At 58.0% G+C, this 23,215-nt stretch carries 21 protein-coding genes and 2 pseudogenes; 14 read left to right on the top strand and 9 right to left on the bottom strand.

Annotated elements, in window-relative coordinates; all coding sequences use genetic code 11:
• A partial coding sequence (locus AC13Q5_RS21035) for a hypothetical protein (RefSeq protein ID WP_488503027.1) occupies positions 1-287 on the top strand: 287 nt, incomplete at its 5' end.
• A 208-nt stretch (positions 288-495) separates the two neighbouring features.
• On the opposite strand, the pseudogene AC13Q5_RS21030 reads toward AC13Q5_RS21035, so the two are convergent.
• Positions 496-766 (bottom strand): annotated as a pseudogene (locus tag AC13Q5_RS21030) (hypothetical protein); the annotation flags it as partial.
• Positions 767-1,949: 1,183 nt separating this feature from the next.
• Between AC13Q5_RS21030 and AC13Q5_RS21025 the strand changes: the two are divergent.
• On the top strand, positions 1,950-2,219 hold the full coding sequence (locus AC13Q5_RS21025) for a hypothetical protein (RefSeq protein ID WP_488503026.1): 270 nt from the start codon (positions 1,950-1,952) through the stop codon (positions 2,217-2,219).
• Between the two features lie 216 nt (positions 2,220-2,435).
• Here the strand turns inward: AC13Q5_RS21025 and AC13Q5_RS21020 are convergent, their stop codons facing one another.
• A complete protein-coding gene (locus AC13Q5_RS21020; protein WP_488503025.1) occupies positions 2,436-2,639 on the bottom strand; it encodes a hypothetical protein in 204 nt (67 codons plus the stop codon).
• A 124-nt stretch (positions 2,640-2,763) separates the two neighbouring features.
• Positions 2,764-3,060 carry a PsiF family protein gene (locus AC13Q5_RS21015; protein WP_488503024.1) on the bottom strand — a complete coding sequence of 99 codons (297 nt, stop codon included), beginning with the start codon at positions 3,058-3,060 and terminating at the stop codon, positions 2,764-2,766.
• 1,010 nt (positions 3,061-4,070) lie between these two features.
• On the opposite strand from AC13Q5_RS21015, the gene AC13Q5_RS21010 reads away from it, so the two are divergent.
• Genes AC13Q5_RS21010 through AC13Q5_RS21000 form a run of 3 tightly spaced genes read left to right on the top strand, consistent with a single transcriptional unit; the run spans position 4,071 to position 7,015 of the window.
• The gene (locus tag AC13Q5_RS21010) at positions 4,071-4,592 is read left to right on the top strand and encodes a TetR/AcrR family transcriptional regulator (RefSeq protein WP_457878386.1); all 522 of its coding nucleotides are present in this window, start codon (positions 4,071-4,073) and stop codon (positions 4,590-4,592) included.
• 29 nt (positions 4,593-4,621) lie between these two features.
• Positions 4,622-5,941, top strand: a complete 1,320-nt coding sequence (locus tag AC13Q5_RS21005; RefSeq protein WP_488503023.1) for a nucleotide disphospho-sugar-binding domain-containing protein — start codon at positions 4,622-4,624, stop codon at positions 5,939-5,941.
• A complete protein-coding gene (locus tag AC13Q5_RS21000) occupies positions 5,942-7,015 on the top strand; it encodes an arylamine N-acetyltransferase family protein (RefSeq protein ID WP_488503022.1) in 1,074 nt (357 codons plus the stop codon).
• Between the two features lie 387 nt (positions 7,016-7,402).
• Here AC13Q5_RS21000 and AC13Q5_RS20995 read toward each other — a convergent pair whose 3' ends face one another.
• Positions 7,403-7,540, bottom strand: coding sequence for a helix-turn-helix domain-containing protein (locus tag AC13Q5_RS20995; RefSeq protein WP_244558019.1), 138 nt, complete (start codon positions 7,538-7,540; stop codon positions 7,403-7,405).
• A 379-nt stretch (positions 7,541-7,919) separates the two neighbouring features.
• On the opposite strand from AC13Q5_RS20995, the pseudogene AC13Q5_RS20990 reads away from it, so the two are divergent.
• A pseudogene (locus tag AC13Q5_RS20990) lies at positions 7,920-8,132 on the top strand (type II toxin-antitoxin system VapC family toxin); the annotation flags it as partial.
• Between the two features lie 341 nt (positions 8,133-8,473).
• Here AC13Q5_RS20990 and AC13Q5_RS20985 read toward each other — a convergent pair.
• Positions 8,474-9,208: a YoaK family protein gene (locus tag AC13Q5_RS20985; protein ID WP_488503021.1), complete on the bottom strand. Its 735-nt coding sequence runs from the start codon at positions 9,206-9,208 to the stop codon at positions 8,474-8,476.
• Positions 9,209-9,536: 328 nt separating this feature from the next.
• Between AC13Q5_RS20985 and AC13Q5_RS20980 the strand changes: the two genes are divergently transcribed.
• The 8 genes from AC13Q5_RS20980 to AC13Q5_RS20945 all read left to right on the top strand — a co-directional run bounded on the left by AC13Q5_RS20980 (position 9,537) and on the right by AC13Q5_RS20945 (position 18,038).
• On the top strand, positions 9,537-9,839 hold the full coding sequence (locus tag AC13Q5_RS20980; protein WP_075856996.1) for a helix-turn-helix domain-containing protein: 303 nt from the start codon (positions 9,537-9,539) through the stop codon (positions 9,837-9,839).
• Positions 9,836-11,857: a hydrogenase 4 subunit B gene (hyfB, locus tag AC13Q5_RS20975; RefSeq protein ID WP_488503020.1), complete on the top strand. Its 2,022-nt coding sequence runs from the start codon at positions 9,836-9,838 to the stop codon at positions 11,855-11,857. The genes AC13Q5_RS20980 and hyfB overlap by 4 nt, the downstream gene beginning before the upstream one ends.
• Positions 11,848-12,804 (top strand): respiratory chain complex I subunit 1 family protein, encoded by a 957-nt coding sequence (locus AC13Q5_RS20970; protein WP_075856998.1) that lies wholly within the window; start codon positions 11,848-11,850, stop codon positions 12,802-12,804. Before hyfB ends, AC13Q5_RS20970 begins: the two co-directional genes overlap by 10 nt.
• Complete coding sequence (locus tag AC13Q5_RS20965) at positions 12,804-13,469, top strand: hydrogenase-4 component E (RefSeq protein WP_075856999.1); 666 nt, start codon at positions 12,804-12,806, stop codon at positions 13,467-13,469. Before AC13Q5_RS20970 ends, AC13Q5_RS20965 begins: the two co-directional genes overlap by 1 nt.
• Positions 13,466-14,932 (top strand): hydrogenase 4 subunit F, encoded by a 1,467-nt coding sequence (locus tag AC13Q5_RS20960; RefSeq protein WP_488503019.1) that lies wholly within the window; start codon positions 13,466-13,468, stop codon positions 14,930-14,932. Before AC13Q5_RS20965 ends, AC13Q5_RS20960 begins: the two co-directional genes overlap by 4 nt.
• A gap of 14 nt (positions 14,933-14,946) precedes the next feature.
• Positions 14,947-16,458 (top strand): hydrogenase large subunit, encoded by a 1,512-nt coding sequence (locus AC13Q5_RS20955; protein ID WP_488503018.1) that lies wholly within the window; start codon positions 14,947-14,949, stop codon positions 16,456-16,458.
• Positions 16,459-16,470: 12 nt separating this feature from the next.
• A complete protein-coding gene (locus tag AC13Q5_RS20950; RefSeq protein WP_488503017.1) occupies positions 16,471-16,998 on the top strand; it encodes an NADH-quinone oxidoreductase subunit B family protein in 528 nt (175 codons plus the stop codon).
• 131 nt (positions 16,999-17,129) lie between these two features.
• The gene (locus AC13Q5_RS20945; protein WP_488503035.1) at positions 17,130-18,038 is read left to right on the top strand and encodes a DUF4365 domain-containing protein; all 909 of its coding nucleotides are present in this window, start codon (positions 17,130-17,132) and stop codon (positions 18,036-18,038) included.
• A 437-nt stretch (positions 18,039-18,475) separates the two neighbouring features.
• Here AC13Q5_RS20945 and AC13Q5_RS20940 read toward each other — a convergent pair whose 3' ends face one another.
• From AC13Q5_RS20940 to AC13Q5_RS20925, 4 genes are read right to left on the bottom strand one after another with little or no spacing between them, the layout of a single operon-like run.
• A complete protein-coding gene (locus tag AC13Q5_RS20940; RefSeq protein ID WP_075857004.1) occupies positions 18,476-19,465 on the bottom strand; it encodes a substrate-binding domain-containing protein in 990 nt (329 codons plus the stop codon).
• A 53-nt stretch (positions 19,466-19,518) separates the two neighbouring features.
• On the bottom strand, positions 19,519-20,562 hold the full coding sequence (locus AC13Q5_RS20935) for an ABC transporter permease (RefSeq protein WP_075857005.1): 1,044 nt from the start codon (positions 20,560-20,562) through the stop codon (positions 19,519-19,521).
• On the bottom strand, positions 20,562-22,079 hold the full coding sequence (locus AC13Q5_RS20930) for a sugar ABC transporter ATP-binding protein (protein ID WP_075857006.1): 1,518 nt from the start codon (positions 22,077-22,079) through the stop codon (positions 20,562-20,564). The genes AC13Q5_RS20935 and AC13Q5_RS20930 overlap by 1 nt, the downstream gene beginning before the upstream one ends.
• On the bottom strand, positions 22,076-23,074 hold the full coding sequence (locus AC13Q5_RS20925; RefSeq protein ID WP_457880446.1) for a LacI family DNA-binding transcriptional regulator: 999 nt from the start codon (positions 23,072-23,074) through the stop codon (positions 22,076-22,078). The genes AC13Q5_RS20930 and AC13Q5_RS20925 overlap by 4 nt, the downstream gene beginning before the upstream one ends.
• Positions 23,075-23,215 lie beyond the last annotated feature (141 nt).

The raw sequence follows: 23,215 nt of genomic DNA, 5'->3' as shown, positions 1-23,215 counted from the left end.
GTCCACGGCAGGCCGCTTTGTGCTTTACGGAGGAAAGATCTATGCGTGCCCAAAACCCTCTCACTCCATCTCAGTTGGGGCCAGCGCTGTGTGGTCGCAGGAAAGTGGAAACAATCAGCGCCCCATGTTCGCAAGCTTCCGATGAGGCAACTAGAGAAGCCTATGAGCGTGGAGGCGTCGCCGGTATGCGTGAAAAGCAGGGTGAAGAAAATCCCTATCCTGTAGGAAGCCTACTCGCGAAAGCCTTTGAACACGGTTATCTCGATGGGCAAAAGGCGCATCGATAGCCCAAGATCCATCGGAACGAACGATTGGCTTCAAATAGCTGGCCCGGGAGCGAATCTTGAGATTCGCATCCTGACTTATGTTGCCAGCAATCATAGGGGCTCCATGCAGACGCCGGGTAGCACATCAAATGAATTCTATCATCAATCTGGGGTTTTCTCTCGCCCAGGAGGTGCGTCCTCAATCAGAGGGACGGCTTTTACACGAGAGCTATAAGCGGTCCGAGAGAGGCACTTCGATATCAGCAAACGCACTTCGAATATGAATCGTACTAGCTCCGCTGGTGACCGTTTGATTCAGTTGACGGATGTTGCCGATACGCTCCGGAAGCCGTCGATGGTTGAACAAGCCGGCTCGTTCCAGGGTGGCGAATTCAAGCGCTTCGAAACTGGGCTATGGTGCGGGCCGATGAACTCGGCCGTACAGATACTGTTGATCGTTTCGGCGAGACATTGTCATAGCTATCTCCGACGCTGCCGAGGCATATTCGATTTCTGCCTCGGCTGATGCTCTAAATACCTGCTATACTTGTGCAGCTTTCCGTGGGCTCTGGTTAGTAGCGGTAGTGACGGTGATGGTGGTGATGACGGTGCTTGTACCAACCGTAATGATGACCGCGCCAGTAATGGCTCCGGTAGCTGCGATGCGATCCCCAATTGTGAGGCCGGTGATGTCGCGGGCCATGCCAGTGGCGATGGTGATTATAACGGACCGTTTGAACGGATGACTGGCCCTCCGGCTTCGTCATATTCATCATTGGTGCAGCTGATACAGCGCCCGCACCGATCAACAGGCCGGCACTCAGAAGCACCGTAAGGAGACTTTTAAAGATTTTCATAGCGAACCTCCATTCATGTCATCATCCTGAAACTGAGTGGCTGAACAAAGCATGAATGGTTGCCGCATCCACCTTTCACCGAAAATTTTCGACCAAACGCGGGCTTATGGAATAGCAGCGAAAAACCGGAGTTTGCTTCAGGCAAATTGAATTAAGCAGCGGATTTCAAAGTTCAGGCGCAATGTGCCTGACCAGCGCGCACTGGTGGGCAGCGGCCACACCGCTACCATTTGCAGCTTTTTTGGCTTGCAGGCCAGTCGATCCAGAGATGGGCGTGGGAATACCTAAAGTTCCATGCGAAATGCGCAGGTAATTTCGCCACAGACGAGCAAGCATGCTTGGATGCCGGTGACACCGCAACGCGATGCCCGCATCAGGGTTCGTCTCGAACTGGAGTTCTGCGTGGAACGTATGGCCCGCCCTGTTCGCAGGTAGAATCTATCCCTGCGCAGTCCGCATCAACGTATTCGGCCTCACGTCATGCCACGGCCAAGACGGATATCCGCGCTCAGAGCCACAATAATCAACACGGTTTCTATGAATCATTTCCACGCCTGGGCTTTCCGAACGCCGATTGACTGTCAGGCCATCTATAATCCTTCTCGCAAACCCGGCAATCCTAGGGACGTTGACAAGGGCGAGCCGGTCACACTGTTGACCTGATTAAGCCCCGCGGCCCATGCACAAGCAAAACTGAAATAACAAACGCCCCCAATTCTAGATATTCCAAAAATCCTTTTAGGATATCCTTGTATTCAATCATGCGGGCCAAACGCCCTCGCGATCGGCAGGCGCATTTTCGGCTTGTCTGACGTCAGGTGCGCCGATGATCGCGCGCCGCTACACCGAGTCAGTCAACCGAAATAACGTCACCCGTTCGCCGATCGATCACAACTTTTATATCATCGCCATCACGATCAACGCCCTGTATAATAAAGACGTTTCGTCTGCGGGCAACATCGTCCACGTCCTCCAAGCCTTGGCTTCGCGCTATGCGAATAGCCTCGCGCTCAGTAATACCCATGTCCCGAGGCGGTGGCGATTCTATTCCGGGATTAACCCGTACGCCGCCTGGGCCGATTTCGATGCTTTGTGAAAACGACGGCGTCGCTGACATGATTGTCGCAACCGCAATTGCCGCTATCGCAAAATTCCTGACCATTGGACTATCCTGAAAGTTTGAAATAATACTGACACTTAGCTCCTGCGCAGTTTCAAGGCAAACATAAAGGGGAGAGTTTACCTATTTTGACAGGCGCCAGCTCTGACTCTACCAGCGACCTACCTTGCCATCCGCGCGAAACGACGATTACTAGCTGCTTTGATCGCCGCTATCATCAGCGGCACTGGCCTGCTCCTTATCCTCAATCAGGTCCGTCAGCTTGCTAACGCCTTCGAAACCTACAACGGCTGCTGCCACTTTAGAGAGGAATCCGGCGTCCGGGTCGGCGGCCTTCAGCGCGTCCTCTGCAGCGACGGCGCCAGCAACTTCTTCTATTATCTTTCCAATGCCCATGTGATTTCTCCCGGTTCAAAATGGCGTAACTAGAGACCCAATCACGGCACTCATTGGTATAATTCGATTTACACCTTCTGCGAGTGCCGTGATTGGGGTTATATGCGCGTTGAGAAAATCAATTTTACTTCGCGGCAGCCGTCTTGCACTGCTCGCGGAACTTCTTGCGATCCTTGCCATGCAAACCCTTGGCGTCGGCATCTGCTGAGCATTTCTTGGAAATCGCCTGCTTCTGTGCATCGGTAGTTACCGGCTTTGTAACCTTGGTCGTAGCAGCCGTCGGCTTCGTCGCCGTAGTGGTTGTCGTAGCAGTGGCTGGCTTGAGCGTAGTGTCGGTTGTTGTCGCAGTCGACGACGCTGCAAAAGCTGAACCAGAGAATGCAAGCAGGCCAGCAAGAGCAAGAGCGTAGGTGATTTTCATGTATAACTCCGAAAGTTAGGGGGGCCTTAGCGGACGAATACAGTTCTGCACTCCGCATCTGAACCAGATATGAATAGCTGAAGCGATGTGAAACCATGCCCGCAGCTCGATCTTGCCGCAACCAAGCCTCGGATGATTGCCCCGCAAGCTGTAAACGCGCGATCCCTGACTTGCTTTTAGTCCACCTCGGCCAGGCTTTCGACGAGCGATGAGAGTGTAGCCTGATGAGAGGCGACAGTTGCTGGATATCTTGAACCAACTGCCCGCTTTTGTCGGTCATGATGTAGGCAATGCACGCATCAGTCAGACGTAATATGCCACGCTCGATGAGCACGGTCCGGGCGATTTGACGAAGAGCGTCGGCGCATACACAACCTGTCAATGACTTCCGTGAGATTGCAACCTGTACCTTGCGTAGCATTTCTGGCACAATTCTCTTGCCCAATTGGGATTAATTGGCGCCATCTTTATAGCCCGCGCTTTGCCCCGAAGGATCCGCCGTCCGACGCCTTTTCTATAACATGCCACACGCGCTTGGTGTGATCGCCTTCACCCATCAAGCTTCTGGGACGCGGCAGCAGGTGTCGACGGTATGTTTTTAGACGCGGAGGTCAGCCGATGCAGAACTACAAAAGACTTTCCGACGATGACTCGTTACTTGCAATCGACAGAGCCCAGGCGGCAATTGAGGGCAGCGCGTAGTCATCGCACAGCTCGGAGCGGCCGCTAACGGGTTTCAGGATTCAGCCGAGCATCGACAGTGCCTCAACACACACCTCAAGATGAAAAGAGACGCTCATCGCGAGGTAGTCTTTCGCAAGCCATTACATAGGATCAGGATGGAAAGACACGGTCATTCCACGCATCGTTAGCTCACGTTGACATCTCTCAAATTTCGCGTTACATATAGTAACATAAAATCAAAGAGCAACCCTATGTCTCCGCGAGCTTATCGCCAGTCGGCGCGCGCCAGTGCAGTTCTGGATACCGAGCAGCAGATCGTCGACGCCTTGACCGCGCTCCTCGCAGAGCGCTGGTTTGACGAGATCACTCTCGACGACATCGCCGCTGCGGCCGGCACCACACGCCAAACCGTGATACGGCGTTTCGGTAGCAAAACCGGCGTGCTCAGCGCCATGGCGGCTCGGATGGATGCTTCGATCCGGGCGGGGCGTTGGAGCATGCCCGCAGAAAGCGTGGCTGATATCGTCGCGCTCCTGATGGACGACTATGAACGCACCGGCGACATCATCGTGCGGACACTTGGACAGGAAGCGCGTATTCCCGAATTCGCTGCCGTCCTCGATGGCGGACGCAAAGGCCACCGCGAGTGGATCGCGGACATGTTCAAGGCTTGGCTCGACCAACTTGATGGCCAAGCCCGCCAGGATCGACTCGCGCAGTTGTTGGTTCAGACCGATGTTTGGATCTGGCATCTGTTGCGTCGGGCACAAGGATATTCGGCGGCAGAGACACATCGACTTATGACGCAAGCGATCGAGCGCCTGTTGCGTGAGGACAAGATGAACTGATCCGGCCTCCATCGAGAAGGACCACGGCAATGATAAAGACGACAGATGAGGGGCCACATCTGCACATCCTGGTGGTCGGATGGGAAGGCGGCGGCAATGTACCACCGACGCTTGCGGCGGTGCGTGCCCTCGTCGGCCGGGGCCACCACGTGCGCCTTATCGCCGACGGCACGATGAAAGCGGAGGCGATCGAGGCCGGAGCCCGATTCCTGCCATGGAAGCGCGCTCCGAACCGCCCGGATCGCACCTTCGAAAGCTGCTTCATTCGTGACTGGGAGACCGCCGATCCCCTGGCCGGCTTCCAAAGAGGGTGCGAACGGATCTTCGTCGGGCCAGCACAAGCCTATGCAGAGGATATTCTCGAAGCGCTGGCAGCGGAGCCTTCCGATATCCTTATCGGCTCGGATTTGTTGTTCGGCAGCATGCTCGCGGGCGAAATTGCGAAGGTTCCGACCGCCCTGCTTGCAAGTAACATCTCGCTCTGGGCCCTTCCCGGACATCCGCCATTCGGTCCGGGCTTTCAGCCTGCCCGATCGGCGACGGACAGGGCGCGCGATGCCGAGGTTTCGGCGATGGTGGAGCAAATATGGGATGGTTTCCTGCCTTGCCTCAACGCCGCTCGTGCTCATTTCGGCGTCGCGCCGCTACCACATGTTTACGAACAACACTTGAGCGCTGGCCGTCATCTCCTTGCCACCAGCAGCAGCTTCGATTTTCCGACCGAGCATCTGCCGGATCGTGTGCGCTATGTGGGGCCGCTGCTGGAGATGCCAAGTTGGGCCAACAAACGCTGGGCGTATGAACCGGCGCGCGCAACGAGGCCACTCGTGCTGGTGTCGTTTAGCACCACCAATCAGGGGCAGGCCGATGTGCTCCAGCGGGTGATATCCTGTCTAGCCGAGGAGCCGATCGAGGTGGTCGTTACCCTTGGCAAGGCGCTCGAGGGACTTCGTCTTCAATCGACCGCGAATGTCACAATTCTTCCGAATGCGGTACATGACGACATCCTAGTCAAAGCACGCGCCGTCGTCACCCACGGCGGGCACGGTACGATCATGCGATCGCTGCACCATGGCGTCCCTCTCGTCGTTCTCCCGATGGGGCGCGATCAAAACGACAATGCCGCCCGCGTGGACTATCACGGCGTGGGCGTGCGCCTCGATCCTTCGATAGCACCGCAAATGCTCTGCGAGGCCGTGCGGCGCGTCCTTTCCGAACCGAGCTTTGGCGAGCGGGCATTGGCACTTGGGCGTACCATTGCTGAGGAAGGCCCAGGGGCCGCACGGCTCGTCGCAGAAATTGAGGACTTCGTACAAAGGTCTGCCCAAGGAGCCCTGTCCGCCGCGTAATTGACACCGCCGATCGCGGCAGGAACACAGCGATTGGCACCATGTCAAACCCACTCTTCCTGCCCAACGCCGTTGCCTCTCCATCGGCGAACGAAGGAGTTTTATGCCCATTTGCCTCATGGGCAAGCATCCGGATCATCACTCGAGGGGAACCACGTCAACGAAGCGCCTTCTGACAGCATAGCAGCATCGGAAATTTCGGAACGCCCATCAAAAGGAAAACAAGGGATGACAAGCGCCTCTTCAAGCGAAAATGGAATGACCCTGACGTCCGGCCAACTGGACGCCTATCTCGCAAGGATCGGAGTGGATCGGCCGGCTTCGCTCGATGTCGAGAGCCTGTCGAGGCTTCACCGCGCCCATCTCATGGCCTTCACTTGGGAGGCGCTGGATGCATTCATGGGATGGCCGTCCTCGATCGCACCATCCGTCGCCTTCGCCAAAATGGTGGAGGGCAAGCGCGGCGGCTGGTGCTATGAGATGAACGGTCTGTTCGGCGCGGCGCTCGCAGCGCTCGGTTTTCGAGTGACGCGCTTATGCGGCGGCGTCAATCGTGAAATGATAGGCGATGCCGCTATCGGCAATCATCTCACTCTGCGTGTCGATCTTGACCGGCCGTACCTTGCCGAGGTTGGCTTGGCAGATGCCATCGTCGAACCCGTACCACTTGCCGTCGGGCCAATCAGCCAACGCGGCTTCGATTTCTCGATCTTGTCGACGCCCGACGGGTGGCTACGCTTCAAAAACCATGCGAATGGCCTCGCACACAGCTTTGATTTTCGACCAGATCACAGCGACGAGGCCGCCATTGCCGCTACATTTGGCTGGCTGACCCAGGATCCTGGTTCACCGTTCATAAGCGCTCTTGCGATCCTGCGGCATACTTCGGAGGGATATGTCGCCCTGAAGAACGATTGCCTAAGCAGCGTCACGGCAGACAGCGTTTGCGAGCAGCGTATCACAAGCGCGGGTCATCTCGCGGACACATTCAATACGGTCTTCGGTCTCGATCTTCCCAAACCTGGCCACGTCTGGGAAAAAATTCAGGAGGTCAGCCGCAGCGAAGTCGCTTGAACGGGCCTCTCTTACCAGCTCGCCAAGCCGGCCAGCTACTCGCGAGCCGGCTGCCGCAAAGTCGCGGCACTCCACTTCGTAACTCACAGGGCCGTGCTCGCCGCGACAGATGGATCAGCCCTAAAAGCCTGGAACTGGCGACCTTTGATTGTGTTTGCCGGAAGTCGCGAGAGATCCACGATACCCTAGTGAAATCGAGGTGTCATGATCTGATCCGCGAATCATCATCTGAGCCGCCGACGATCATTGGGGGCGGCCACAAAAACATTTAGTGCGTCGCGCAAGGAGCCAGCAAGCCTATACGATGCCGCGTTCACGGAACTTGCGCCGACCCCGTTTCAAACGCCCTCCAAACCTTCAGCCATCTTTCACTGGGCCAGGTCTCGGTTAACTAGCTGCCGCTCTTTCAACGTAGCGCAGGATTCTCGTTACCGTCGATCGGCTAACGCCAGCCTCTCGTGCTATATCATCGGTTGATTTGCCATCAGCTTTTAAGCGCAGAACGTTTTCGGATTTGCGTCTCATCATGGCGGCAGACGGATGACTTAATGAGATCATGGCCGTCGAAACAATATGTCTGCCGGCCGACGTTTCGAAAAGCTCCCGATCAACAGGCATTGTGACATCCTCCTTCAAATCACTGTCGACAGAAAGAATGACGCCAGCTTCAGACTGAGTAAATTCCCATATAAGCAGTATGTGAGCTAAGCCAACTTTACGATGCCACGGTCAAAATGGGCAGAACGTATGTGTCAATCGTCAGAATGCTTGTCCGAAAACGGCTCGCATTTTCCACTTGATTGGTTTGCTCTAATGCAACGAGCTGTTTTAATAACAGCTCATCGCGGACGACCGAAAACTTCGATTGCTCCCGAAGGGAAACGAACCGCAGCCAGACCGGATCGCCTCCACCCGTCGAGTGGCTCACGCCTACGGCCGATGGGGCAAGGATGTTCATCCGGCTGGACTGAACTATGGCGATTGCTTTTCGTATGAAGTCGCAAAAGAGCATGATTGTCCGCTGCTTTATGTGGGCGAAGATTTCGCTCAGACTGACGTTCGGCGGCCTCGTTATCACCTCTTCTCAATCGAAACAGGCAACCTGACTGGCAGCTGAAGAGCCGTGGAGCTTCCGGCTCACGTCTACGGCTCTTGAAAGGATACGAGCCCGCGACTGCTCACTTCTCTCTAGATTTCACTCAGCTTTGCATCTCGTCGCGACCATGCCTGGATGTGGATATCGCAAATTCGCCAATGAGTTCTCAGCCACTGAATGGATCAGTCTCAACTGCAATCTGGGTCAAAGCGTTGTGAAACTGAACACGCTAACCTCGGCCTGCACCCTTGAGATACGGCCACCGATGCACACTGATGCACCTTCAACCGAGAAGGCCATGCCGTCGCCAAGCCTGACGCAGGTGCCGCCAGGCATTCGTCAGCGCTTGAACGCCACCCCGTTCAAAACCTTCCGTAGGGAACAAATACCTTCCTCGCATGTAAAATCGCGTTCAGAGCGATTGCGACCAAGGTAACCGCGGCCAGAAGCAGAAGATAGCCACCGATGGCCCGATAAACGAGCACGCCCAAGATGCCACCGAGAAGGAATGAAAGGATCGTGTAAAGATGCAATCTGAGCTTGCCCAGATTGTGCCGCGCCTCCGAAACCTGCTCATGGCCGCGCAAAGCATCCAGGGCAATGGCCAACTCGATGCCGATATCCGTTGCCATCCCGGAAACATGCGTGGTGCGAACCCTGGCATCAGAGATGCGCGTCACGACCGCGTTTTGAAGCCCCATGAGGAATGCAAGTCCGAGAACGAGAACCGGAGCGCGCCAAGCAGCAAGCAACCAGAGATCTGCGCATCCGAGCGCGGCGAGTAACACGGCCTCGGTCAGAATACTGTAAGCATAGATCGCATGCATATTGCGACGGCGGCCTGCGTTGATAATCAGCGTCGACGTCGCAGCACCCAGGATGAAGGCTACGACGATTCCTCCATAAAACAGGCTCGACAGCCATTGCCCCACGGCAAGATGATCGGACAGCGTCGATACATTGCCCGTCATGTTGGCCGAGAAGAAGCCGACGGCGTAGAAGGCCGCCGCATTCAATGTGCCGGCGATTGCTGCCAGGCAAGCCGCCAGCCGGCGGTCAATTTTCTCGTTGCGATGGGTGCCTTGTCTTACAAGCATGCGAGCGACCTCTGGCGGATACGGATCGGGGACATCGGAAGCCTTTGCTCTTTCCCGGATTTCAGGCCGAACATCTTTCCGAACCTGAACCAGAAACCGTCGAGCTCTCCTCCATTCTCGGCGTTGCGAGATTGGGTTGCGGCGATTCCTACGAAGGCCAACTGTCCGAAATGATGACGATTTGTCTTACTACTCGGCAGGACATTCTCACAAGTGAGCTTTTGGCTTTGTGTGAAGATGCCGCATCATAAATGTGATTTGATACATCAGTAAGCATGCGCTAAACTGCTAACATCAGAGCTTATGAAGCATAAGTGATGGTTCTGCCATGATCACTGCCGCACAGATGCGTGCCGCCAGAGCCCTTCTTGGTATAGATCAGCGCCAACTCGCGGAATTGGCGGGGGTTTCCGTTCCGACAATCCAACGAATGGAAGCAAGCCCCGACGTCGTGCGCGGCAACGTCGATTCCCTGATGCGATTGCTGGCGGCTTTAAACGAAGCCGGCATTGAGGTGATCAGCGAGGGCGTCGTCAGCCAGGATGGGGGGCGCGGCGTCAGGCTGAAGACCAAGCGATCGGAGAGCGGAGTGCCTGGATTGCCCGGACGAGGAACGGGACCTCGCTCATGATCTCCCTGGCCGCGATCCTGCTGTGCTCGGTCTCCCTGTTTGCAACGGCAGCCCTTGCGGTCTGCATCGCCCGATCGAAACAGGCAACGAAGCTCACCTATGGCCTAAGCTTCTGTCTGTCGGCAATCGCGTTTGCCGCAGCGATCGGCGCACTCGTAACGATGGCTTCTCCCGACGCCCTATCCACGCTCGTGCTTCCGATCGGCCTGCCGTGGCTCGGCAGTCATTTTCGTCTGGATGCGCTATCCGCCTTCTTTCTGACCGTCGTCAATTTCGGCGGCATGCTTTCGAGCCTGTATGCGCTCGGCTACGGCCGCCACGAACATGCGCCGCACCGGGTGCTGCCGTTCTTCCCGGCCTTTGTCGCTGGCATGAATCTCGTGATCCTTGCGGATGACGCCTTCACCTTTCTGATGTCCTGGGAGTTCATGTCGCTCGCCTCCTGGGCGCTCGTGATGGCCCATCATCGCGATACCGGCAACAGGAAAGCGGGCTATCTCTATATCGTCATGGCGAGCTTCGGCACGCTCACTCTCCTGCTCGCCTTCGGTCTGCTTGCGGGACCGGACGGCAATTACAGTTTCACCACGATGCGCGCCGCCGACCATGCGCCGCTGACCTCGGGCCTCGTGCTCGTTTTGCTGTTGATCGGCACTGGATCCAAGGCCGGGCTGGTGCCCTTGCATGTCTGGCTACCGCGAGCGCATCCGGCCGCCCCCAGTCATGTTTCCGCGCTCATGAGTGGCGTCATGACCAAAGTCGCGGTGTACGGCTTCATCCGCGTGGTCTTTGATCTGCTCGGCGCGCCGGCCTGGTGGTTCGGTATCGTCGTTCTGGCGATCGGCGGCATCACCGCGGTTCTCGGCATTCTGCACGCGCTGATGGAGAGCGATCTCAAGCGTCTGCTTGCGTATAGCACCATTGAAAATATCGGCGTCATCTTCGTCAGCCTCGGTCTGGCGCTTGCGTTCAAGGCGAACGGCATGGGGCTGGCGGCGGCCCTCGCTCTGACCGCGGCACTCTTCCATGTTCTGAATCATTCCTTCTTCAAGAGCCTGCTTTTCTTTGGCGCCGGCGCGATGCTGACGGCAACCGGGGAACGGGACATCGAAAAACTCGGCGGGCTCATTCATCGCATGCCGGTAACGGCCGTGTTCTTTCTCGCAGGCTGTATCGCAATCTCGGCTCTTCCTCCCTTTAACGGTTTCGTTTCCGAATGGCTGACGTTTCAGGCCGTCCTGCAGAGCCCGACCCTGCCGCAATGGGGCTCGAAGCTCCTGGTGCCGGCCGTAGGCGGCCTGCTCGCCCTTGCCGCCGCCCTCGGCGCGGCTTGTTTCGTCAAGGTGTTCGGCGTGACGTTTCTTGGCCGTCCGCGCAGCGTGCTGGTCGAACGGGCAACGGAGGTCGATCGCTTCTCGCTTGCCGCCATGTCGGTTCTGGCTTTCCTCTGCCTTGCTGCCGGTATCCTGCCGGGGGTCGTCATCGATGCACTCGCACCGTTGACGCTCTCTTTGATCGGCGAGCGGATGCCGGTGCAAACGGATATTCAATGGCTGTCGATCGTGCCGATCGCCGAAGCCCGTAGTTCCTATAACGGCTTGCTCGTTTTCCTCTTCATCCTCTTTTCGGCGTCGTTCACGGCTTATCTGGTCCACCGCTTTGGCTCCAGACGCATCCGGCGCGCGCCGGCCTGGGATTGCGGCTTTCCGCTCAGCAGTCCGGCAACGCAATATACCGCCAGCAGTTTCGCCCAGCCCATCAGGCGCGTTTTCGGCACGCTGATCTTTCGCGCTCGCGACCGGGTCAACATGCCGCCGCCCGGCGATCTCCGACCGGCGCGGTTCGCGCTGGAAATGCATGATCATATCTGGGAAGGCCTCTATCTACCCATCGTCGGCGCCGTTGGCTTTGCCGCGGAAAAACTCAACTATCTGCAGTTTCTGACAATCCGGCGCTATCTGAGCCTGGTTTTCCTCACGCTCGTCCTGCTGCTTCTGGTCCTGGCACTATGGACATAATCTTCGCCCTTTTCGCCCAAGCCCTCCAGATGTCGCTCGTCGTGCTGCTTGCGCCGCTGCTGACGGGCGTTGTGCGCATGTTCAAGGCGCGGCTGCTGCGCCGTCGCGGACCCTCCGTGATCCAGCCCTATCGCGACCTTGTCCGGCTTCTGCGCAAGGAGGCAGTGGTGGCGGAAAACGCATCCTGGCTGTTCAGAGCAGCACCTTACCTGATCTTCGCCGCGACATGGGTAGCTGCCGCAATCATCCCGACCTTCGCAACCGGCCTCCTCTTTAGCTGGACCGCGGACCTAATCGCCATCATCGCGCTGCTTGGCAGCGCGCGCTTCTTCCTGGCGCTTGCCGGCATGGATGTCGGCACCAGCTTCGGCGGCATCGGCTCGAGCCGCGAGATGATGATTGCGACGCTCGCCGAACCGTCGATGCTGCTCATCATCTTCACGCTTGCCCTGGTCGCCGGCTCGACCCAACTTTCCGCCATCGCTGCCTTCATGACCTCGCCGCAGGTGGGGTTGCGCGTGTCGCTGGCGATCGCCCTCATCGCCCTCGTCATGGTCGCGATCGCCGAAAATGCCCGTATCCCCGTCGACAATCCGGCGACCCATCTGGAATTGACTATGGTGCACGAAGCCATGGTGCTCGAATATTCCGGACGGCACCTGGCCATGATCGAGCTCGCGGCATCGCTCAAGCTGTTGCTCTATATTTCGTTGATCGCCTGCCTTTTCGTTCCCTGGAAGCTCGTCGCCTTCGGGGCCGGGCCGCTTGCCTACCTGATCGGATTGTTTGCCTATCTCGCCAAGTTGGCAGGGGGCGGCGCCCTGCTTGCGCTGTTTGAAACCGCGACCGCCAAGATGCGCGTGTTCCGCGTGCCGGAATTCCTCGGTGCAGCGCTGATGCTCGGTCTGCTCGCCGCGCTGCTGCGTTTCGTGTCGAGGGGGCTCTGATGACCGGGTCGGTCTTCGATATCGCCCACATGCTTGCCGGTGGTCTGGTGCTCGTCAGCATGATGATGCTCTATCAGGACCGTCTTTATGCGCTGCTGAACGTCTTTGCGCTGCATTCGCTGGTGCTGACGCTGTCGGTTGCCTGGCAAGCCCTCATCCAGGATGCACCGCATCTCTTTGTAACGGCGGCGATCGCTCTCATTTTCAAGGCGATCATCATTCCCGTGGTGCTGCATCGCATGATCCGCCAGCTCGGCATCCACCGCGAGATTGAGACTGTCGTCGGCATCGGCCCCACCATGCTCGTCGGCCTGGGACTGGTGGCCCTCGCAACGGTGGTCATGCTGCGGGTGACACCGTCGGCCGATCCGATCGCACGCGAAGATCTTGCCTTTGCCCTATCGGTCCTGCTGCTGGGACTGCTGATCATGGTCACGCGCCGCAATGCCGTCAGCCAGGTCGTCGGCTTCATGTCGCTGGAAAACGGATTGGTGCTGGCGGCGACCGGCGCCAAGGGCATGCCGCTGGTGGTGGAGATCAGCGTCGCCTTCTCGATCCTGATCGCCTTCATCGTCATCGGCGTCTTCCTGTTCCGCATCCGCGAGCGCTTCGACACGGTAGACGTCCGGGCGCTCGACGATTTCAAGGGGAGACGACGCAAATGAACGCTCCCTCCCCCTCCATCCTCGGCTTCGACGCGGTGACGGCCGTCCTCGTTGTTCCAATCGCCGCCGCAGCCCTTCTGGCACTCCTGCCCGGCTACCGCATGACGGCGCGGCTGAACATAGTCGCAAGCCTTTTGACGCTGGTTGCAGCGCTTTTGCTCTTTGTCAGCGCGCGGCCGCCACCGGGCCGATACCTGCTCGTGGACGATCTCAATATCGTCTTCATCGTCCTGAATGCCTTCGTCGGCTTCACCACCAGCGTCTTCAGTGCCGGCTACATCGCCCATGAGCTTGAGATCGGCCGTCTCACGCCCGCCAACCTGCGATTCTACCACGCGATGTATCAGGTCATGATGTTTGGTATGAACCTCGCGTTCGTGTCGAACAATATCGGCCTGATGTGGGTGGCGGTGGAGCTTGCGACGCTGACCACCGTGCTGATGGTCGGCATCTACCGCACCCATGAGGCACTGGAAGCAGCCTGGAAGTATTTCATCCTCGGCAGCGTCGGTATCGCTTTCGCATTGTTCGGCACCATCCTCGTCTACCTGGCCGCTCAGGCCGTCGTCGGCACCGGCTACGACGCCATGATCTGGACGACGCTGGTGGAACACGCCGCCGGCTTTGATCCGGCTCTTCTCAACCTCGCTTTCATCTTCCTGCTGCTCGGCTACGGCACCAAGGTCGGACTTGCGCCGCTGCATGCCTGGCTGCCGGACGCGCATGCCGAGGGGCCGACACCGATCTCGGCGGTGCTTTCGGGTCTTCTGCTCAATGTTGCGCTCTATGCCGTTTTGCGTTTCAAGATCGTGCTTGCCGCCAGCCCGGAAGCCATCAGCCCTGGGCCGCTGATGATGACGATGGGGCTTGTCTCGCTGATCTTCGCCGCCTTCATGCTCTACCGCCGCCGTGACATCAAACGTCTGTTCGCCTATTCCTCGATCGAACATATGGGCATCATCGTCTTCGCCTTCGGCCTGGGCGGCTCGCTCGCCAATTTTGCCGGCCTGTTGCATATGGTCATGCATTCGCTGACCAAGTCGGCAATCTTCTTCGCCGTCGGTCACATCGCCCAGATCAAGGGGACGCAGAGGCTTTCGGCCATTCGAGGCCTCACCGAGACGCATCCGGGGCTCGGCTGGGGGCTGCTGGCCGGTGTAATCGCCATTGCTGGCCTGCCGCCGGCCGGCATTTTCATGAGCGAGTTCCTCATCGTCAGCTCGACCTTCGCGAAGCAGCCGCTGCTCGCCATTCCGCTTGTCTTCGGGCTGCTGGTCGCCTTCGGCGCTCTGCTGCTGCGATTGACGGGAGCGATTTTTGGTCAACCGCGCGGCAGCACTGCCCCGGCCGAAACATCCTACTTGCCGATGTTTCTGCATCTCGCGCTGGTACTTGGAGCCGGAATCTATCTACCGCCGCCGATGGTTACCTGGTTTCAGCATATCGCCAATCTTCTTCGATGATGCGAGGCCGGACTATGTCGATGTTGGATGATCTCATAGGAAATGGCTGGCAGGTTTCGCATCATGGGCCGTGGCCGCGTGCCGTTACCGATTCCTCCACATGGATATCGGCAGCCTCGAGGTTGTCGGAAGGACAATTGACGATGCTTGGCCTCTGGGGCGAGCGCAACGCCGTGCACATGGCGCTGCTCGACGAGCAGGCCGGCAAAAGCGCCATCCTTAGCCTGGAGAAATTGCATGACGGCTATCCTTCCATCGCGCGATACCATCCGCCGGCACTACGTCTGGAGCGAACGCTCCGCGACCTCACGGGATTGGAACCAGCGGGACTTCCAGATAGCAGGCTGTGGATCGACCATGGCCGCTGGGATCTGCGGTTCCCATTGGGAGAGCGCAGCACGCCCGTCTCCGAATATTCCTACGCCTTTCTGCCCGTCGAAGGAGAGAACCTGCACCAGATACCGGTCGGGCCGGTGCATGCCGGCATCATCGAGCCCGGCCATTTTCGCTTCACGGCCAATGGTGAAACCGTCGTTCGCCTCGAGGAACGGCTCGGCTACGTTCACAAGGGGATCGAGGCGCTGATGGCGGGTGCCGACCTGGCGCGTGGGGTGCAGCTTGCCGGGCGAACATCCGGCGACAGCAGCGTCGCCTATGCCTATGCCTTTTCGCTGGCGGCGGAAGCAGCTCTTGGGCTTGAGGTGCCGCTGCGTGCCGTTTGGCTACGGGCGCTGATGGCTGAACTCGAGCGGATCGCCAACCACCTCGGAGATATAGGCGCGATCTGCAATGACGCTGCCTTCGCATTGATGCTTGCTCATTGCGGCGTGTTGCGCGAGCAGGTGCTGCGCGCCGCCGACGCTGCCTTCGGGCACCGGCTGATGCGCGACCGTATCCTGCCTGGCGGCGTTGCCGCCGACCTCGACGGCAACGCAAAGGCCGGCTTGCAGGCCCTGCATGCCGAGCTCAGCCGGAAATTCCCTGCCCTGGTGGAGCTTTACGACAATACCGCCTCGCTTCAAGACCGGACGGTCGGTGCGGGCACATTGGGGAGTGGGCTTGCCCGCCAATATGGTGCAGGCGGCTACGTCGGCCGAGCAGCCGGCCGCAGCTTCGACACCAGACGCGACCTTGCCTATCCGCCCTATGACGAATTGACCTTCGATGTACCGCTGCTCAACGACGGCGACGTAAACGCCCGAGTATGGATCCGTATTCGCGAAGTCGAGCAGGGCCTGTCGCTCATTAAACAAATTCTCGACCGACTGCCGGGCGGCTCGGTTCTTTCCGATGTTCCGCCTGTCAATGAATTTCGAGAGGGCGTAGCTCTTGTCGAGGGATTCCGTGGTGACATCCTGGCATGGCTACGTCTCACGCCTGAGGGCAGGATCGAGCGCTGCCATCTGCGCGATCCCTCCTGGTTTCAGTGGCCGCTGCTGGAGGCTGCGATCAAGGATAATATCGTCGCCGACTTTCCGCTCTGCAACAAATCATTCAACTGCTCATACTCGGGGCACGATCTGTAAAGGCAAGAGACTATGCGCAAGCTCCTGTTCGAAAGCCTGATCCGGCCGCCTTTGACGGAACCTGCACCCGTCAGCGCCGACGCGGCAGTCGAGGAACTCGCGGCGGCCGTGGACAGTAAGGCGCGCCGCAGGCTCGGTCGCAGCCTGGCGATTCGCGCCGTCGACGCCGGATCCTGCAATGGTTGCGAACTCGAAATGCATGCTCTGAGCAACGCCTTTTATGATATCGAACGGTTTGGCATCCGTTTCGTGGCCTCGCCCCGTCATGCTGACGTGCTCATGGTCACCGGCCCCGTGACCAAGAACATGGCTGAAGCCCTCGAACGGACGTATAATGCCACGCCGGAACCCAAATGGGTCGTTGCGCTGGGCGACTGCGCGCGTGATGGCGGTTGCTTTGCCGGGAGCTATGCCGTCGTAGGCGGAGTTTCGAAGATCGTGCCCGTCGACTTGCACATTCCCGGCTGCCCGCCGTCCCCGACAGACATCCTCAAGGGTTTGCTGGCGCTGCTCGATCATGTAAGCGAAGGGACCGGCTAGTTCGACGGCAAGGTTCAATGGCTGGACGTCTACAGACAGTTATTCCGACAATCGTTGCCGCCGGGATGGCGATATATCGCTTCCTTGCAACAGCGGGCCGCGGGGAGCTGTCGCAAAGACGGCGGCGCCTCATGGGCTTAAGTGCCGCTCACACCGAGCCCGCCATCCGCGCGGCGATCGACGCTGTCGAGAAAGTTTTTGTCCGGGACTTTAACTGGTGTCTTCGGCGGGTATCGTATCCCCAGGAGAGCGGCTTGGATGCTCGCGCCGAGATGATCGAGGACGGATGGTCAACCGGCCGCTTTCTGCCGATGAGGATCAGGCTGGCATCGTCAGAGAGGGACGACAGCGGCAATTACCTTCATCAAGTCGAAAGCCACTGCCTGGATTACTGGGCATCCCATTCCCTTTCGGTTTGCGTGTTCCTGTTCGACCCCGAGCGGGGTGACGTTCTGTGGCAGTGGGTCAAGATGGAACCGCTCGATAAATTCGGACAAGAGCAGTTGCTCGCCATTCCGGCATCCAACATCCTGGATGCATCGGCGCGATTGGGCTTCGAGGAAACCGTCTCATCGGATCCGCAAAAGTTGCTGCGTTCGGCATTTGCGGTCGACCGAGCCCTGATGGAAAGGATTGGCGATCAGGCGGCAATATTCATTTGGGACGAATGGGGCGATTCCTCTCCAATTTTCTGCAATTTGCGCATCATTCTGGACGAAGGCGAACCGGAGATCCGGATCGATTATCGCATTCGGGCGCAACATCTTCACGAGCTGATGATCCAGCTTTTCCCTTGGGCTTGCTATTCCTATGCCGAGCCGATCAAGGAATATTCCAACGAGGTCGCAATTCATGTGCTCGAGGTCGAGGTTCGACCGGAAGCCTTGGCCTATCTGGAAGCGGAAGAGTTTCTGGAGGCAGGCTATCCCGAAGAACCAGATCCGCCATCACCGGAGGCCGAAGATTATATCACCGCTGAGGAGGAGGCTTTTTGGCGAAACCGAGGGGTGACGCGTCGCTCCGATGAGCGGGAAAGTTGAATGAGGCACGAGGAACAGGCATTGCCGCAAGCCACCCCAGCGATCACCACCGGCCGATATTTTCCTACACCTCGAACACCGGCCCGCCGATCACGATGGGACGGCTCCAAGTCGACGACAACTAGCCGAGGCTCAATTTCCTCGCTCTTGAAAAGAATCGAACCAGCGACCATCCAAATCGACGATCGAGTTACCCTTTTTGAATCGGGAAGCTTCTTCCAAACTGGGTAAAGGTGTAAAACGCCCTTGGCACAACCCGAGATGAGAACATAATAAGCCGAAATAACCGGCGAGCTTCCTTCGCCGGGATTGATGTGAGAGGCATCGACACCGTAGCGTCGGGAAATACACGCGGCAACCGTGACTCGACAACGGTCGCCATGCGATCCGCTCAATCCGGCTAGATCTTGCGTCCAGCCGGATTGGCTTGCAGAGTCCTACTTGCCCATCATCTGCTTCGCATTGTCAGGCGTGATAGCGGTCGTGTCGACCGTTACCGTTGCAGGTACCGATGACGCACAGTCCAGCAATACTGACTTTGCCATGTCGATTGCTTCTTTAGCACCTGTTGGATAGGTGAATGTCGCGGACCAATCACCCTTTGCGACCGCCTCAATCCCGCCAGCTGGGCCGGGCAAGCCATCGGTGCCAATAATCTTCACGGTCTTTCCGGCACCCTTTGCCGCAAGCAGGGCACCCGCCGCCATCATATCGTTGCTGGCGTAGACCATTTTGATATCTGGATGTGCCTGCAGCATGGCTGCGAATGCTGTTTGCGCCTTGTCCGGCAACCAGTCAGCCGCTTGTTCCGCCACGATCTGGATCTTGGGATTGGCTTTCACGCCGTCCTTAAAGCCATTCAGTCGCTCGACGGCAGGCGTTGAACTCGGGAGCCCCTCCAGCACCGCAGCCTCGCCGCCATCGGGCAGAAGCGTCTTACTTGTATATTGACCCGCGGCCAATGCGATCTTGTAGTTGTCTCCGCCAATAAAAGAAGTGTAGTCCTTGCCAGCTTCGCCGTTCGTCTTCCTATCAAGTTCGATAACCGGGATACCCGCGTCCATCGCCCGCTTAACGGCCGGCGTGAGCGGCGCCGCCTCGAAGGGTGAGATCAACAGGAGGTCGACCTTTTGCGTGATGAAGTTGTCGACCTGCGATGTCTGGGTGTTGACGTTGCCGGCGCCGTCGGCAATCTGCAGCGTGAACTGCGGGACAGCCTTGGCGGCTGCCTGCAGTTCATCGTTGACATGCTGGCGGTAGGGTTCTGCATTGTTTGCCTGCGAAAAGCCGATCACGAATTCGCCATTCTTGGCACAGGCTTTCACGAGCGGATCAGCAGCCTGGGCAGCATTGACGATAGCCAGACTTGAGCTCGCTAGCAGGCCGATGCGCCAGACATACGATAATCGAAGTGCATTGCGTGTCATTATTTTCTCCTCCACATTGATCCCGGCTCCACCCTCCGGGAGATGCCACCAGACTACCTTCCCAATCCTTCGCGGCGGCGAACGAGGGATTGAAGGACTGCTGCCAGAACGATGATTGCCGCGGTGGCGAGCAACTGCATGGCTGGCGTAATGTTGTTGAGCTGAAGAATATTAGCCAAAGCGCCCAGCATGATCGTGCCGGCGATTGTTCCGACCATTGAACCGGAACCTCCGAACAGGCTGGTTCCTCCAATTACGACAGCCGCAATGGCCGTCAGTTCGTATCCGGTCCCATCATTGGCACTTCCGAAATTGAACTGCCCTGCATGAACGATGCCAGCCAGCGCGGATGCAAAGCCGGTGATGGCGTAGACGGCGATCTTGATTACCGAGACCGGAACGCCTGAGATGCGAGCGGCGCGCTCGTTTCCGCCGACGGCATAGACATAGCGGCCGAACCTGGTTGTGTTCAGCACGAGCGTAGCGACACAGGCAAAGATCAGAAAGACGATCGTGGCGACGGGCACGACATTGCCGAATAGCCTGCCGCCCAGAATGGCAAAAATTGGTGGAGCGAGACCAGGCCCGTCGCCATAGGAGATGTTGATATACTGATTGCCCGATACGACGAGTGCAAGTCCGCGAGCTGCCTGTAAACCGGCAAGGGTGACAATAAATGCCTCAAGCCGAAATTTGCTTGAAATCGCTCCCTGGACTAACCCGAAACACGTGCCCATCAGCAAGACTGCCAAGACAGTTGTAATGAGCCCGAAACCGCCAGAGACCATCAACGTTGCTGTCACGACGCTCGCAAGACCAAGTGTCGCCCCGACCGAGAGATCAATCCCGGCAGTGATGATTACGAACGTCATTCCGATCGCGATGATGCCAGTCTCTGACACCGCGCGGACGATGTTCGCGATGTTGTCGGGTTGAAGAAACAGGATGACGCCATGTCGACGCGGCGAGAAAATGATGCCGCCTGCGAAGACCAATATAAGACCGATCAAGCTTTGGAAGCGGACCATCACCGCCAGCGGATCAATGCGCTTGGCGGGCTGAATCGCTGGACTGGACGTGATTTGCTGTTCGGACATCAGGCCTCCCTCCCGTTGGCGGCCGCCAGGACTTCATGCTCGCTGACGCCGCCAGAAAACTCAGCAACGCTGCAGCCGTTGCGCAAAACCACTATTCGATCGCACAGGCCGATCAGCTCAGGCATTTCGCTCGAAGCGACAAGAATCCCCAGCCCCTCGGAAGCAAGCTTGCGCAAGCGGGTGTAGATTTCCCCCTTTGCGCCGACGTCGACGCCGCGTGTCGGCTCGTCGAGAAGCAACAGACGCGGATTGCCCAGCACTTCCTTTGCAAGGACCACCTTCTGTTGATTTCCCCCTGAAAGAGCTCCGACCGCGATAGCGGGATTCTTTGGACGGATGTCGAATTGGCCGAAAGAACTCTTGATCGCATCCTCTTGGCGTCGCGCAGACAGCAAGCCATGTGGTGATATTCGGCGAATGACCGACATGACCAAGTTGAGACCTACCGACATACGCAGCATGAGACCGGCCCCACGCCGGTCGTCGGTGACGAATGCCAGCCCTACCCTACGAGCAGCCGCGATCGATGTGAGCTTAGCCGGCCGACCGCCAACCGCAATTTCGCCCCGCCAATAACCCGGCACGCCTGCTCCGTAGAGAGCGCTCAAAAGTTCGGTTCGACCCGCCCCCATAACGCCAGCCAGCCCGACGATTTCACCGCGCCGAACATCCAGATCGACACTGATTGGAGCCTGCCAACCGGGAGACGCGCGATGCGGATGGAAGGAAGCCTGCCGCATCCGCAGGAGTACGTCACCAACACTGTCTGCGCGGCGCGGATAAAGCTCGTTCAGGGGACGTCCGACGAGAAGCTGCACCAGTTCGGCCTGCGGCGCGTCTGGTTCTGTGACACCAGCCACCTTGCCGTCGCGCATAACCGTTACGCGGTGAGCGATCTGGGGAACCTCCTCAAGACGGTGCGAGATATAGACGATACCAACGCCAGAGGACGCCAAGCCACGCATGATGTCGAACAATCGATCCACTTCGCCAACGGTCAAGGCGGCCGTTGGTTCATCCATGATGAGGGCTTTCGATGCGTAGGAAAGCGCCTTGACGATGGCGACGACCTGGCGCTGGCCGATGGAAAGCTCGCTTACGAGCTGGGTTGGATCGATGGATTGATCGATCGCTTCCAGTCTTTTGCGCGCCTCGTGCAGCATTGCCTTGCTGTCAAGCATTCCATGCGGATGAACACGCTCGTGTCCGAGAAAGAGATTGGCGGCCACGCTCAGGCTCGGCACGAGGTCCAGTTCCTGGAAGATTGTTGCGATGCCCGCTGCCTGTGCATCACGAGGGCCGTGAAATCGCACCGATTTACCGTCGATGAAAATCTCCCCCTCGTCCGGCGTATACACACCGGACAACAGGTTCATCAACGTAGATTTTCCTGCACCGTTTTCACCAAGCAGCGCGTGGATTTCGCCAATCTTCAGTTCGAAGTCCACCCCACGCAACGCCTGAACCCCGCCAAAGCGCTTGACTGCACCTTTCGCTGAAAGAACGATCTCGCTCATGCTGGCTCTCCACACGATTCACGCAGCCGCAAAACCGGCGACAGTCGAACGGTTTGGCAGGGGCGACGCTTGTTGCCGATCCGCTCGATTAGCAAATCAGCCGCCTTCCGGCCGATCTCATCGCAAGGCTGAGCCATCAGCGTCAGGCGCGGCTCGAAATAATCCGCCCATTCGAAATCATCGATCCCGAGTACGGAAATATCTGCAGGAATGCGAAGTCCCCGTTCCCGGATGGCCCTCATGGCCCCGATCATCGTGAGATTGTTCGATGCAAGAATGGCTGTCGGTGGTTCCTTTAATTCGAGCAGACGGTGCGTCGAAGCAGTAGCATCAGCGGTGTTGTTATTGCTGTCGCTAATCAGGTCTTCCGGCACCTTTATTCCTCTTTCCGTCATTGCAGCCCGAAAGGCATTCATGCGCTCCACGGTCGTCGCAAAACCGGGCTGCCCAAGAATGATCCCAACTCGTCTATGACGGAGCGTCACGAGATGATCGACAAGCGTGCGAATGGCAGCGACGTTATCGGTCCCGACCTGGTCGAAACGGCTATCGGATAGCCTATCAACGAGCACACAGGGTAGATCGGATTCGATGAGGTAATCCAGCGATCTCTTGGGATCGCCTGAAGGAGCAAGAATAATCCCGTCAACACGGCGCTGATGTAGATGCTGGACTAGCTCCAGTTCTCGATCGGGGTCATCTTGCGTGTCACATAGGAACACAATCAAGCCTCGCTTGGAACATTCAGCTTCGATCGCGCAGATAATGTCGCTGAAGTAAGGGTTCGAAATCGCTGATATTGCGAGGCCGATGGTGCCCGTGGAGGAGAGTTTCAGCGAACGAGCGAGGGCATTGGGGATATATCCAATCGCCTCTACGGTATCCATTACGAGCTTCACCTTCTCGGGCGAGACGTAACGCGTCTTGTTGAGAACATGCGAAACCGTGGAGACCGAAACCCCAGCCGCCTTTGCCACTGCGGAAATAGTCGTCATGAGCACACTCCGGCTCTCGCCAGCAGCGCAACAAACAGGCTTTTCAAAGTGTCCTCCCAAGCGGAATTCCAACCTTCGAAAGGCCTCCCAGGATCCGCTAACCTTGCCACGCTAGCGTCATCGAAACGTTTGCGCAATCGT

This window comes from Martinezella sp. CNPSo 3964, from assembly GCF_057784375.1.
Note: the sequence above shows the minus strand (reverse complement) of the source record. Positions and strands in the feature narration are given on the sequence as shown.